Source organism: Limosilactobacillus oris DSM 4864, assembly GCF_001434465.1.
Taxonomy (GTDB): domain Bacteria; phylum Bacillota; class Bacilli; order Lactobacillales; family Lactobacillaceae; genus Limosilactobacillus; species Limosilactobacillus oris.
On the sequence record NZ_AZGE01000021.1, the window covers coordinates 1 to 13852 of the forward strand.

10 protein-coding genes and 1 tRNA gene are annotated in these 13852 nt (G+C 52.9%); 2 read left to right on the plus strand and 9 right to left on the minus strand.

What is annotated here, in order from left to right:
* Positions 1–53 precede the first annotated feature (53 nt).
* The 4 genes from FC49_RS07230 to FC49_RS07245 form a co-directional block, all read right to left on the minus strand.
* Positions 54–911 (minus strand): alpha/beta hydrolase, encoded by an 858-nt coding sequence (locus FC49_RS07230; RefSeq protein WP_056984665.1) that lies wholly within the window; start codon positions 909–911, stop codon positions 54–56.
* 125 nt (positions 912–1036) lie between these two features.
* Entirely contained in the window at positions 1037–1498 is a 462-nt protein-coding gene (ndk, locus tag FC49_RS07235; RefSeq protein WP_003713634.1) for a nucleoside-diphosphate kinase, read from the minus strand.
* A gap of 68 nt (positions 1499–1566) precedes the next feature.
* Positions 1567–3882, minus strand: coding sequence for an RNA polymerase recycling motor HelD (gene helD, locus FC49_RS07240; RefSeq protein ID WP_056984666.1), 2316 nt, complete (start codon positions 3880–3882; stop codon positions 1567–1569).
* Positions 3883–3995: 113 nt separating this feature from the next.
* Entirely contained in the window at positions 3996–5168 is a 1173-nt protein-coding gene (locus FC49_RS07245) for a cation:proton antiporter (protein ID WP_003713601.1), read from the minus strand.
* A 359-nt stretch (positions 5169–5527) separates the two neighbouring features.
* Here FC49_RS07245 and FC49_RS07250 point away from each other — a divergent pair, with 359 nt between their 5' ends.
* Entirely contained in the window at positions 5528–6874 is a 1347-nt protein-coding gene (locus FC49_RS07250; protein WP_003713662.1) for a ClC family H(+)/Cl(-) exchange transporter, read from the plus strand.
* A gap of 63 nt (positions 6875–6937) precedes the next feature.
* On the opposite strand, the gene FC49_RS07255 is transcribed toward FC49_RS07250, so the two are convergent.
* Positions 6938–7900 (minus strand): ketopantoate reductase family protein, encoded by a 963-nt coding sequence (locus FC49_RS07255; protein ID WP_003713580.1) that lies wholly within the window; start codon positions 7898–7900, stop codon positions 6938–6940.
* Positions 7901–8101: 201 nt separating this feature from the next.
* Here FC49_RS07255 and FC49_RS07260 point away from each other — a divergent pair, with 201 nt between their 5' ends.
* Positions 8102–8902 (plus strand): SDR family NAD(P)-dependent oxidoreductase, encoded by an 801-nt coding sequence (locus tag FC49_RS07260; protein ID WP_003713603.1) that lies wholly within the window; start codon positions 8102–8104, stop codon positions 8900–8902.
* A 327-nt stretch (positions 8903–9229) separates the two neighbouring features.
* On the opposite strand, the gene FC49_RS07265 is transcribed toward FC49_RS07260, so the two are convergent.
* The 4 genes from FC49_RS07265 to FC49_RS07280 form a co-directional block, all read right to left on the minus strand.
* The gene (locus tag FC49_RS07265; RefSeq protein WP_003713636.1) at positions 9230–10564 is read right to left on the minus strand and encodes a dihydrolipoyl dehydrogenase family protein; all 1335 of its coding nucleotides are present in this window, start codon (positions 10562–10564) and stop codon (positions 9230–9232) included.
* Between the two features lie 89 nt (positions 10565–10653).
* The gene (locus FC49_RS07270) at positions 10654–11817 is read right to left on the minus strand and encodes an ArgE/DapE family deacylase (RefSeq protein WP_056984667.1); all 1164 of its coding nucleotides are present in this window, start codon (positions 11815–11817) and stop codon (positions 10654–10656) included.
* Between the two features lie 361 nt (positions 11818–12178).
* A tRNA-Thr gene (locus FC49_RS07275) sits at positions 12179–12251 on the minus strand.
* An 84-nt stretch (positions 12252–12335) separates the two neighbouring features.
* The gene (locus tag FC49_RS07280) at positions 12336–13769 is read right to left on the minus strand and encodes an APC family permease (RefSeq protein WP_056984668.1); all 1434 of its coding nucleotides are present in this window, start codon (positions 13767–13769) and stop codon (positions 12336–12338) included.
* Between the last annotated feature and the right edge of the window lie 83 nt (positions 13770–13852).

Consider the following 13852-nt stretch of genomic DNA (forward strand, 5'->3'; position numbering starts at 1 on the left):
TTTTGTCTAACTTTTTTGTTGCACTTCATCGCTCGCTGGCGACTCGGGTTTTATTATTTTTCCCAAAGGAACTTAATCAGCGCCCGGTCAACGGCCGGATTGCTGTGGAGCTTGGAGTGCTGGGCGTTTTGACCGTGGAACACCTTAACCTGGTATGATTTGGCCCGGCTAGCCACCAGGTACTTGAGGCTAAGCGATGACACGTTGGGAACCGTCCCGTCAGTACCGTGTCCAGTATCACCAACAATATTCAGTACGGCAACCTGGCCCTGCGGATAAGCCTGCCGGACCTTAGTCATTTCCCGGTAAGTTGCGTTCATCTTATTGGGCTTGCCATCCTTGGCTAACTTTAGACCTTGGGGTTGGCGAATCGCGGCAGGAAGCCCAGCAAAGTTTAAGCCCGCAAAGTGCCCCGCAATATCAACCTGCTTTTGCAGCTGGGGCATCCGGGGATTCCGCCCGTTTTGCAACTCATAATAGATAATCGAAATATTTCCCAGGGAATGACCTACCATGTTAACCTTCTTAATTCCGTACCGTTGCTGCAGGGCACGGACCACGTTTCCAGCCCACTCTCCATGTTTTTGGAAGTCGAGCTGGCGGTTGTTCTGGTAGTTAACCTCAACGATCGGGTTAATGGCATGCCGCTGCATTGTCCCGTGCAGGGTTACCTGGCCGCTCTTGCTAACGTCGGCCCGGAGAACCGTTTTGGTAACCCCCGCCTTCTTAGCGGCGTTAACCATGTGTTCCTCGGCATGGTAAGAAGATCCGCCACCGTGAAAGAAGAGGGTTGGGGTCGTCGACTGAATAAAGCGACTGGTTCGCCGCTGGCTATACCAGGCGAAGGCACCGATCACGACCAGCGCCGCAATCACCAGGGCAGCTGCCCACCGCTGCGTATTCTTATTCAATTCACTCACTCCTTTATGACTTTACCTGCTCCTGTAAGCGAAAACAGGCCTTCAGAGCTCACTTTTACCGAACTTTGGAGGCCTTGTTATTCGCTTTTATTTTATTACCATCCCACTATTAGATGTTAGTCGTTCAAATGGGCCTTACGCGCCTGCTCAATGTCAAATTCTGGGAACCAGATGCCGATTTCATGGTTAGCACTCTCCACCGTATCTGACGTGTGAATGATGTTCCGCAGGTTGCCATCCGGCCATTCCCGGCCGTAGTCACCACGGATTGTTCCCCATTCAGCCTCACCAGGGTTAGTTGCCCCAGCCATGTTGTGAATGGCTTGAACAACGTTAGTCCCGGAAACAACAATCCCAACGATCGGGCCTTCCGTCATATATTCCAACAACTCTGGGAAGAAAGGCTTATCAACCTTGTCAGCATAGTGCTGGCGCAGCTTTTCTTCGGTTGGGATAATCATCTTGAGTGCCTCAATCGTGTAGCCTTTCCGCTCGATTCGGGTAATAATATCACCGATATGGCGGGTCTTAACACCATCTGGCTTGACTAACACTAACGTATATTCATCTTTTACCATCGGGAACATCTCCTTATAAATCACTAATGATAGCGTAACATATCGCCCATTATCATGAAAGCGTTTTATTATTTATCTGTAAATTCATGTTCGATCACCAGTTGCTGACTCGCGGCAGAATTAATTGCTGGCGTCACCGCCCCCTTGCTTAACAGGGTCAGACTGTGCATCGCCCGGGTCGCCATCGTGTAAACCATCCCGACAGCATCCACGTTCTGCAGGTTGGCGGTGGAAACATCCGCGGCGATGACCGCGTCGAACTCCAACCCCTTAGCGAGGTACACCGGCAAAACCAGAATTCCCGCTGGCAGGTCACTATCCCGGGCGGTTAACAGGTGCAAATCGCCCAGTTGACGCTGGTGCAGGAAACGGTAGATTGCCTGGGCCTGCTCCCGGTTCTTAGTCAGGACCGCGACCGTTTCGTAGTCCGCTCGCTGTTGGACGATGGTTTCCACTAGGGCCTGATCAAAGCTGGCCTCGTCATACCGCACCAGCAAACGGGGCTTTTCACCATGCCGAGTAAAGGAAACGATTTGCTCGCCGTCCGGCAGCAGTGCCTTGGCAAAATCGGTAACTTCCGCGGTTGACCGGTAGCTGCGGTTAAGAGAAATCAACTGCGGGTGTTTGGCATCCAGCACCGTCCGCAGTTCCTTCAACATGGCCCCGGGGAGCTGGAGGGGCTTAAACAGGGCCTGTTCACTGTCGCCGAGCACGGTAAACTTGGCCCGGGGAAAGGCGTGGCGGAGGTAGACCAGGGTTGCCAGGGGGTAGTCCTGCATTTCATCAATAAATACGTATTGGAAGGAGCGGTTCTGGCCGCTGCCAGTCATTAAATCCCGCAAGTACAATAAGGGCGCAGTGTGCATCAACTTAATCCGGTGGTATTCGATTTCATTTTGGTAGTCAGTAAGCACCCCGATCCAGTCCCGGTTGCTAATTGTTTGTGGTAGGTCCACCTGCCGCAGGAACCGTTCATACTGGTTGTAAAAGTCGATGAAGTAGTTATTGTAGATGGCATCCGCAACTACCCGCAGGCGGCGCTTCGCCAGTTTACGGGCCAGGTAGGCATATTGGGCCTCTTCGTCCTTGAAATCGTCGACAGACCGTTGACCGTAGAGGTTATGCAACTGCTGAACATCTAACTCGTCAAGGGCCTTGGCAACCCAATCCTTCTTGGCCTCCTCCCGAACCCGGTGCTGAAGTTCACGAATCAGCTTGTTTTTCAGCTGGACCAGCCGGTCAGCTGCCGACAAAGAGGCCGGCAAGCGCTGGTACAACTCCCGAATGTGGTCCGCACTGAAGAAGACCTGGCTGTTAAAAGTCAGGTTGGCAAACTGTACCTGGTCAACCGGCAACTGGTGAACGTACTCGCGCACCGCCGTCATCACCGTGGCACTTTCGAGAAAGTCAGCCGCCGCGTGCGCAGCCGTTGCTTCCCTTTGCCGTTCTTCATAGCGGTCAAAAAGGGTTTCCACTTGCAGCCCCTCAAAGCGGCGCCGCAAAAAGCCCGCCAGCGTTACCTGCCGCATGTTCCGCTCTCCCAGGCTTGGCAGGACCTCTGAGATATAGTGGCTAAAGAGGTTGTTGGGACTGAATAAAACGATTTGGTCGGCGTTCAGGTCAGCCCGGCTGTGGTAAAGCAGGTAGGCAATCCGTTGTAAAATCGCCGAGGTTTTCCCGGAACCAGCAACCCCTTGCACCAGCAAGAGGTCACTGCTCGTGTTGCGGATAATGTCATTTTGCTCCTGCTGAATTGTTGCCACGATGTTGTGCATGTACTGGTCATTTTGGGCTCCCAGCGCTGCCTGAAGCAGCTCGTCCCCTACCGTTTCATTGGTATCGAACATATTAGTGATCCGCCCGTTTTTGATGGTGAACTGCCGCTTTTTAACCAGCTTGGTCGACTGTGTACCAGCTGGTGTCTCGTACTGCACCTTGCCCAGGGTCCCGTTATAGTAAACTCCGGAGATGGGCGCCCGCCAATCATAGATCAAAAAGTCCGTCCGGTCGCTGTTCATGAGGGAGGCAGTCCCGATATACAAGCGTTCCGGTTCATCTTCACCCGGGTCAAGGATGTCAATCCGACCAAAGTATGGCGACCCCTGAAGATTTTGCAGGGTCCGCAATTGGTGTTTGATGATGTTTTCATTTTCCGCCGCTTGGGAGACCAGCCGCCGTTGCTGTTCCAGCTCCGACCGCGATTCGGCAATATCATCGACTTCGTAGCGGTTAATCGAGGCGTTTTCGCTATAATTCTTTTCTACTGCCCGGGTTTCCTGGTGGGCTTCGTCAACTGCCTGTTCAGCCGTGGCGACCTGGCGCTTGATCTCCCGCTCGACCTGGTCCACCCGCGCTTGCTCCGCCCGTTGTTCTCCTGCTTCCATTCAAGCCCCTCTTTTCTCAATTTTTATGACTATCCATTTTAGCATTTTATCGTTCCTAACCATAACGTTTCGCATAAATAAAAAAGAGGCGGCGTTTTCGCCTCACCCCTAAACTAATCCGCAGCTGGCGCCGTGGGTAGCTTTTTTAATGAATGCTTCAAAATAAATGGTGCTAAGACCGTCGCCAGAATAATCACGGTGATAACATCAGAATAGTACATCGACGACAGCAAGTGGGCCTCGTAACCAATCTGGGCCGTAATCAGGGCCATTTCTCCCCGGGCGACCATCCCACTGCCGACAACGTAGGAACTGGTCATGTTAAAGCCGGCCAGCCGGGCGCCGGCCCCACAACCGACGAGCTTCGTCAGGCAGGCCAAAACAGTCATCACAATCACGAACAGCAGTGACCGCTCAATGTTGTCAAAGCGCATGTTCAAACCAACGCTGACGAAGAACAGAGGAATGAACAGGGCGTAGCCGATCGGTTCAAAGCTCCGGTCAATCGTTTCTTTCCGGTGGGTATTAGCGACCGCAATCCCGGCGAAGAAGGAGCCGACCGCCCCACTTAGGCCGACGTAATGGGCAATCGCGGCCATCCCCAGGCAAATAATCATTGCCATGACGGACGGGGCCGCCTCAGTCAGCATATGTTCACTAATCCGCATCAGGTATGGTGCCAACCAGCGAACCAGGAGGTAGGTGCCCCCAAAGAACAGGACCTGCAAGCACAGCGCCAGCCAGAGGGGCAGGCTACTGTGGGCATTGCCACCCTCGCCGTTAATAACACTGATCATGACCGACAGCATCATCACGCCGATAATGTCATCTGCTACCGCGGCACCGAGGATGGTTGCGCCCTCCCGGCTGCTCAACTGGTTAAACTCCCGCAGGACCGCCACGGAAATGCTGACGGACGTGGCCGCGAAGATGACCCCGATAAAGACTGACTCTGTTTTAGTAAAACCAAAGAAATAGCTGGCCGGGGCCATAACCAAGACCGGAATCAACGCTCCGGCTGCTGCCACGAAGAAGGCCGGCTTGAGATACTTCCGCAGCTGGGACAGGTCACTTTCCAGCCCCGCAATAAACATTAAAATAATTACCCCAATTTCCTGAAACTCATTCATCATGGCATTCAGGTGCACCCAATTAAGTACCGCCGGACCAACGAGGATCCCTACGATGATCTGCCCAATTACCTCGGGAATCTCGATCCGCCGGCAGTAGTGCGCCACAACTTGGGTTAGCAACAGCAACCCTGCTAGGGTGGCAATAAACTCCATATCTAATCCTCCACTTGTGTATTAAAATTACCATGTCCTATCATAGCATACCTTGGATTCGAATTAACGGCGACACTCTTGATAATTAACGTTATAATAAATAATGGGGAAATGGAGGCCTTGTGAGCACTGCAAACTCCTTAACCACAAAACCGCTCACTCTCCGTCCAGGCACACGGCGAGCGCTTGCTTTTTCATCCAAGCCCAAGCAGTCCCCGTTTTCAAAGACGCACCACCCCTACCGGGAAGATTAAGCTCGCAGCCACCTGCCTGCACTGCCAAGCAGCCGGTTGTCACACAGTGCGTCGCCCCGTTTAATCTCTATCAAAACTCAGTTTTATCTTAAAGGTCGTGAAATTATGTCAAGCAAATCGGCTACCGTCAAGCGTTCAGCGGACATCCTCCGCCGGCCGTTTACCGCGCCGTTCCTTAATTACGTGGGCGCCGGGATCCTCGTCGGCCTGGTCACCGGATTGGTGGTGGGCGCCTTTCGCTGGATTATTGACCAAACCTTGAAACTACTAACAATCATCTATCCCTGGATGGCGAGCCACCCCGTATGGTTAATCCCCTACGTCCTCGGCAGTCTCGTGATTGTCTTCCTGATCGGGCAAATCATCAAAGTCGACCCGCTAGACCTTGTCGGCTCCGGTGTTCCCCAAATCAAGGCCATCCTCTTGGATAAGCACCACATGAACTGGTGGCTAGTCCTCTGGCGGAAATTCGTCAGCGGGCTGCTAACCATCTGTCCCGGTCTTTTCCTAGGACGGGAAGGCCCGTGTATTCAGATTGGGGCCTGTATCGGCCAGGGCTTTTCCGAGCGTGTTTTCAAGCCCAGCAAGAAAGACCGGCACCTCCTTTTACAGTGCGGCGTTGCGGCGGGACTATCCGCTGCCTTCAGCGCCCCATTAGCGGCGACGGTTTTCCTTCTCGAAGAGTTGACCCACACCTTCCAAATCAAGGTCTGGGTATCAGCGTTTGTCGCGGCAATCGCCAGTGACCTCGCAACCTTCCTTTTCTTTGGGACCAGGCCCTGCCTGTACCTGCCATTCAAGGCCCAAATTCCGGCAAGCGCCTACCCCTGGCTCCTCTTGGTCGGGGTTATCATGGGCCTCTGCGCATATGCTTTCCAGTACATCCTCTTCAACCTTAAATGGTGGTACCAGAAACTGACGGTCGTTCCGAAGGAATACCACTGTCTCCTTCCCTTTATGCTGGTAATCCCGGTTGGCCTGTGGAACCCCCACCTCCTCGGCGGAAGTCATGACTTGATTATGTACGTCACGCAAATGTTCAGTCGGGGAAACTGGCTCTCCATCGCCGGGCTGCTGGGAATCTTCCTGGTGCTGCGCTTTGCGGGAACCATGATTGCTTACGGCTCCACCGTCCCCGGCGGGATTTTCATGCCGATCTTTGTCTTAGGCAGCATTCTTGGTGCCCTGGCCGGCGTGTTAATGATTCACGCCGGGGTCCTGCCCGCCTCCTGCTGCCTGAACATGGTCGCTATTGGAATGGCAGCTTACTTTGGTGCGGCGGAGGGGGCGCCATTTTCCGCCATCCTGCTCGTCACCGAAATGGTCGGCAGTATCAGTCAGATTTTTCCGATGGTCCTGTTAACCTTCGTTGCCTACTACACCAGTATGCTGCTCGGGGCGCGGACGTCAATTTATGATGGGCTGCGTGAAGAAATGGTGTTTGAAAACTAATTAAACCGCAACATAAACAAGGCTCCAGAGTTCGGCTTGACCGGGCGCTGGAGTCTTGTTTTGTCATTTTCTAAATTTACGGGTGTTTTCTGCTAGGTGAACCAGGTTACGTAAGAAGTCATGGGTCGTCGCCTCATAGTTATACTTCTTCCCTAAATCGTAAATGTAACCGTTGATATAGTCGACCTCGGTCGGCCGGTTCTTGCTCATATCCTGGTACATCGATGGATAGTGGAGGGGGTTAGTGACCTCGCTGACGTACTTGATGGTCTGCCACTCCTCTTCCCGGGTGCTGAGCAACTGAATCCCGGCCCGTTCAGCCACGTCAAAGGCTTCGTTGATTAGCTGCTTTCCTAGTTTTTCCGCGCCATCATAGTCGATGAACTGGCCCATTTGGATTTCAAACAGGGTACAGATGGTGTTGATGACGGAGTTAAAGACGACCTTCGTCAGTAACGTCCCGTAGAAGTTATCGGTTAAGTGGGGATTGATGTTTGCCGCGGTAAAGTCGGCCACGATTTCCTTGACCCGGTCATCGGCAACCCCTGTCTGGGCCGCCATGTTAATTGAACCGGCGCCGGACTTACCGATAAAGTCCACGTCCCCCGCCTTATTCAAAACAGTCCCGATCAGGCAGGTCCCCGCTACTACGTGTTCCTGAGGGAAGTACTGGTTGATTTTTTCAATATGTCCCATCCCGTTCATCCCCGAAAAGACATACTGGTGGTCGGGATGGAAGAAGTGGGCACTCCGCTCCAGCAGGTCCTGCAACGTCATCTGCTTAGCAAAAACAATAAAAACGTCCGGATCACCCGCGTATTCTTCGGGAGAATAGATATTGATGGGAACCAGGTGCCGTCCCTCGTGGTCCCGGGAAACGTAAACGCCGCCCTGCTGCTTATTTGTGTCCACCTGCGGCTGCCAGTTATCCACAAAGTCGACCTGCGCGTGAGCCAGTTCCTGTAATAAGACCCCAAAACGCAGGCCCATCGCGCCAGCACCTAAAACCGTGTACTTTAATGCCATTGAAGAGGACCTCCTTGTTAATGTTAAGAGGATTCTAATCTTATTTTAATTTAAAGTCAACGCTATTTTAATGTTATCGCTATTTCCCATCTCCTCCCATATTAATTTAATATTAAACCAGCAGCGTGAATTACCACTTTTATCGCCGTAAATGCTAAAATAATATTATTGAAGAATTAATAATTAGCAGGAGGGATTTACATGAGCTTCTTAAAAGGAAAAGTCGCTTTAATCACTGGGGCAGGCCGCGCCGTTCTCGCTAACGGAAAAAGCGGTTCGATCGGTTACGGGATTGCAACCGCCTATGCTAAAGAAGGGGCAAACCTGGTGATTACCGGGCGCAATACCAGCAAACTGGCCGCGGCAAAGGAGGAACTCGAAGAGCAATATGGCATTCAGGTTCTCACCGTCCAAGCGGATATTAACCGCCAGGCGGATAACCAGGCCGTCGTCCAAAACGTTGTCGACCAAATTAAACAGGAATTTGGTCAGCTGGACGTTTTGATTAACAATGCTCAGGCTTCGGCTTCCGGCGTCACCCTGGCTGACCACACTAGCGACCAATTCGACCTCGCCATTTATTCTGGCCTCTACGCTGCCTTCTACTACATGCAGGCCTGTTATCCGCTGCTCAAGGAAAGCCAGGGTTCCGTAATCAACTTTGCCTCTGGTGCCGGGCTTTTCGGCAACTACGGGCAAAGTGCCTACGCGGCGGCAAAGGAAGGGATTCGGGGCTTGAGCCGGGTCGCCGCTACCGAATGGGCTAAGGATAACGTCAACGTAAACGTCGTCTGCCCACTGGCCTGGACGGCGAAATTGGAACAATTCAAAGAAGCCTTCCCGGACGCCTTTAAAGCCAACGTCCACGTTCCGCCAATCGGTCACTTCGGTGATGCTGAAAAGGAAATCGGACGCGTCTGCGTTCAGCTGGCGTCCCCTGATTTTAAGTATATGACGGGTGAAACCCTCACCCTCGAAGGCGGGTTGGGGCAACGGCCATAACGATGAGTGACATAACCTAGAACGCTCGTTGGTACGGTCCAGGCCGGCTAGCGTTCGTGGGCAAATAGCCTTGTGGTTACGCCACCTTATCTTTGCAGATAGGTAAGAACTAGCAAGGGAGTGGGACATCAGTCCTATTACTTTAACAAAAAGCGAACAGCGCAGTACACAAAGGGGGGCTGGGAATTAACTCAGCCTCTTCAATGTTTTAAAGTTAGTAATGCCTCAGCGCAGTAGCTGGCTGGCAGTTCAAACGCTGATAAATTAGCATNCTCTTAGTTACTTTTAAAAATGATAAGACGGAGCCGGGACGACCTGTCCCACTCCCTAGCGCTTCAATAATCCGAAAACCTTATCCGCCAAGGCCGGGTAAGCCGGCAGCACCTTCCGTTGCCACTCACGGCTGCTTGGCTGGAGGCCAATGACCGGCACTAAATTGTTGATATCATCAGCCGCGGTAGCGCCAATCTCGCTGGCGCCGACCAGTCGCTGGTCCCGGTCATACACCACCGTTAACTTGGCACCTTGTTCATTCAAACCGGCATAAAAACTGCCGAACGACAAGTCATGTTCCACCACCTGATAACGGGAATCATCCACTGCTTCTTCCGGATTCACACCAGCCTGGGCAATTTCTGGAAAGGCAAAGGCCGCGGTTCCAATTGTCGGGTAACGGAGCGGCTCCTGGCCGCCCCTTACTAGCTGGCGGTACAGGTAATCGGCTTCCAGCTCCGCGACCGTCGTCAGCTTTGGCACGGGTTGGCTGGTAATATCACCAATTGCATAAACTCCCGCCACGCTCGTCTGCAGGTGATCGTCGACATCAATCCCGCGCCGGGAATACTTGATTCCGGCAGCCGTCAGCTTCAGCTTTTCGACATTCGGCACCCGGCCGCTGGCATCGACCACGTAATCAGTGGTTAACTGTTCGCCGTGGTTAGTGGTAACGGTAACCCGCCCGCCAGTCTTGGCAACCGCACTAGCCGTCGTTTGGAAGTGAAATGTAAGCCCCCGGGCCGTCAGCTGGTCAACCATCTCCTGGGCATACTTGCCGTAAAAGCCCCGCAGAATCCGTTCGGACCGAATGAGGAGGTCAACTTTGGTCCCCGCCGCGGCTAGGAAAGTAGCCAGCTCGATAGCAACATAACCGCCGCCGATGAAGACGGCATGGTCTGGCCGGTGGGACAATGAAAGGACGTCCGTACTATCATGAAGGTATTCCTTACCGGGAATGTCCAGCCTATGCGGACGGTGGCCCGTTGCAATAATAATGTGGGTACCATGATACTGGTGGCCGTTGACCTGAATGGTGTGGGCGTCCACGAATTCCCCGTAGCCGACCGCCACGTCACACATTTTTTCGTAAATCGCCTTCGTCTCAGCTGGCCAGGAGTCAAAGCGCGCCTTCTTGACCGTCATTAGCTGGTCCCAATCCACCTGTGCTGGCTGAGCAATTCCACGACCCACAAGTTGCTGGCTTGCCAACGCTGTATGAACGGCGCCAGACAAGAAAATCTTTGGTTCACAGCCGACGTTGGGGCAGGTACCGCCAAATAGGCCACCCTCGACTGCCAAGAGCGACTTCCCGGTCTTAGCAAGTAATTGGACCAGTTTGTACCCCGCGGGGCCCGTCCCCAGGATGATATAATCGTAATTTTTCATAGAAGCCCGCCTCCTTATAAGCTATTCCTATAATACGGCGAGCAAGCGGATTCCCCAACTGATTTGCCTTGCCGGAAAAAGCAGCCAGCCTAGCCTTGAACCGAGGAATCCAAGTAAGTAGTAAACAGTTTAGTATACAAGTCGATAAAGTTCAGGTACATTTGGCGGTCAACGTACTCGTCGACTTGGTGGGGCGTGTCATTGCCCGGCCCAAAGACCGCTAGTGGAAACTGGGGACCCTTGTCAACTACCAGGTTAGAAGCGTCCGTTACCGGGTTGAGGGCAAAGGTCGGCACAGCCTGACCGGCGTACTGACTGCCAATTTGTTGGGCCAGGTGGACAAAACGCGAATCACCGGTTGTCTGAATTGACGGCTGGGACATGTAAATATCCAGCTTGAGTTTTGCTCCCGCCTGGTTAGCAGCAGCCACCATTTTCTCCAAGCGGTCCGCCACGAGGTCATTATTGAATTCCGGGATCGTCCGCACGTTGACCTTAGCGCTTGCTTGAGCCGGAATGGAATTAACCTGGTCGCCGCCGTTAAAGACGGTGGTATTAAAGGTCAGGCGGCCCAGCTCGGTGTTAGCCTGGTCGGTGTTCTGGAAAGTTTGGTTAGCCTGGACGAGCAGCTTCATCAACGGGTCGACAGCATTATACCCCTGCTCCGGCATTGAGCTATGGGCCGCGATGCCATGCGAAGTTAGTTTGATGTCCATCGAGCCCTTGTGCGCCGTTGCAATCCGGTAGCCTGTCGGTTCGGCAATCAGCAGGGCCGCAACATCATCCATGTAGCCCTGGTCCTTTAGATAGCGGGAACCCTGCTCACCAACTTCTTCACCCGCGGTCGCCATCAAGCGGATGGTCCCCCGCTTCAGCAGGTGATTTTGCTGGATGGTAATCATCGCAATCACTAATGCCGCTAGCCCCGACTTCATATCGGTTGCCCCGCGGCCGTAAAGGTGACCATCCCGTTCCGTGAGCGTAAACGGGTCGCTATGCCACTGGGTCAACTCGCCAGCGGTCACCACGTCCATGTGACCGGACACGCCCAGGACCGGGTCCCCGCTTCCAATTTCCGCAACCAGGTCCGCCCGGTTAGCAGCAAGCGGTAGCAATTTGGCCGTTATCCCATACTTAGCAAATAAGCGCTGCAAGTATTTGGCAACCTGCAGTTCATGGTCATTGACCGATTTAATGGCAACCAGGTCGGCTAAAATTTGAACCTTTTCCTGGTCAGTAAAAATTTCTTTCATCAAGCTCGCTCCTTTCAACAGCATTTTACGTTAGGTGGGTGGCCGCCGTATAAAAAAGGCTTGCTAAATTATCGTTAGCGAGCTTAGACAGACTAGCGCCACGCCCGGTTAACTTTCATTGTAACAGAGATAATATTCTGCAGCCGGTAAATCGCTTTCTTTAAAATGAAATCCCACAGCAAGCCTGAAAACTTACTGTGGGATTTTATTTAGACTTCCAGCGATTCAAATCTGCAACACGTTAAAATTGCCATGTTGCATCCCTGTGACAAGTTATTTGAATCATGTTCAGTTATGTTAAATCCATATCGACACTTTTACCGTTATATCAACATATTAGAAACTTAACTCGGCATATTTAAGCCGTCTGGCAGAGTTGAACTGCCGTACCACCCTTACCATGGATGTGCTCTACCTATCTGAGCTAAGACGGCACTTAAATTATAACTGAGATTGATCTGCACAACAACCGGCAACACTATAAAAGCCAGCTCCATCCGAGCTGGCTTTTATAGTGATTATTTATCTTTCTTTTTGGCTAGGAAGGAGTGGCGAATCCCGTAAGCAAAGTAGATGACCAGGCCAAGGACAAACCAAATTCCCGCGTAGAGCTTTGCTTGGTAGTCCAACCCCATGAACACCAGCAGGGAAGCCAAGAAGGCCAGTGCCGGCATGACCGGGTAGAATGGCATCTTGAATGACGGGTCCGCAATGTCCTTTCCTTCACGCTTACGCAGGGCGTAAATTCCCAGTGAAACGAACATGAAGGCAATCAGCGTCCCCGCAGAAACTAACTGGGACAGGAAGGCAAATGGGAAGAAGGCCGCGATTACAATCGCCACAATCGTCAGCGTCCACAGTGCCCGGTTCGGTCGACCATCCTTGTCAACTTTCCCCAGCCACTTCGGCAACATTCCGTCACGACCGAATGAGTAAATCAACCGGGACCCGGCTAAACTCATCCCGATCAGGGCGGTGAACATCCCGACAACCGCGATCGACTGAACAACGACAGCCACGCCACCGTGACCAGCCGCCCGCAGTGCCAACCCAACTGGTTCCGCACTGTTAGCGTACTTAGTATAAGGAAGGACTCCCATCAGGACCATCGCCACCGAAACGAAGAGGACCACGGCAACCAACAGGGAACCAAGAATTCCCCGCGGCATCGTCTTTTGCGGGTTGATGGCCTCCGCCGAGTTGGCCGCAATCGAGTCAAAACCGATGTAGGACAGGAAGATCATTGAGACCCCGGCGTAGATTCCCTGCCAGCCCCCGAACGCACCATTAGCAGTTTCGTGGTATTTCGGAATAAACGGGACGTAGTTGCTGGACTTGATAGCAGTCAGGCCGACAACGACAAACAGCAGGATTGCGAAGACCTTCAAGACCACCAGCAGGTTTTCCACCCGGGCCGCTTTCGACGCCCCATTGGCAATCAAAATCGCCACGATGGCAATCACGACCACGGAGATAATATCGACGACCCCGCCCTCAGTACCGAAGGCGTTGGACAAGGCAGCCGGCAGCTTGATTCCCGCCGGAGCTAAGAGCGCCCGCAGGTTGGCCGACAGCCCGGCGCCGACAAAGGCCAGGGCGATAAAGTACTCCGCCAGCAGGGCCCAACCTGCAATCCAGCCAAAGAATTCACCAAAAACCACGTTGATCCAGGAATAGGCAGACCCGGCAAACGGCATCGCTGCCGCCATTTCAGCGTAAGCAAAGGCCACCAGGCCAGCCACGACCGCCGCCACAACGAAGGAGATAGCAACCGCCGGTCCGGTGTGCATCGCCGCTACTTCACCAGGAAGGGTAAAGATGGACGCGGACACAATCGTTCCGACCCCGAGTGCTAAGAAGTCCCGCACCTTTAAAGACCGCACCAGGTGGCCGTCCTTATTTTCATACACGCGTGGGTCTTCTTTTCGGGTGATTGTTTTCCAAAAACTCATACTTTTTCCTCCCTTTAATTAGATAATAATTAGAATCATAAGAAAACTTTAATTTATTCTACCAACCGTTTATCAATTGGTCA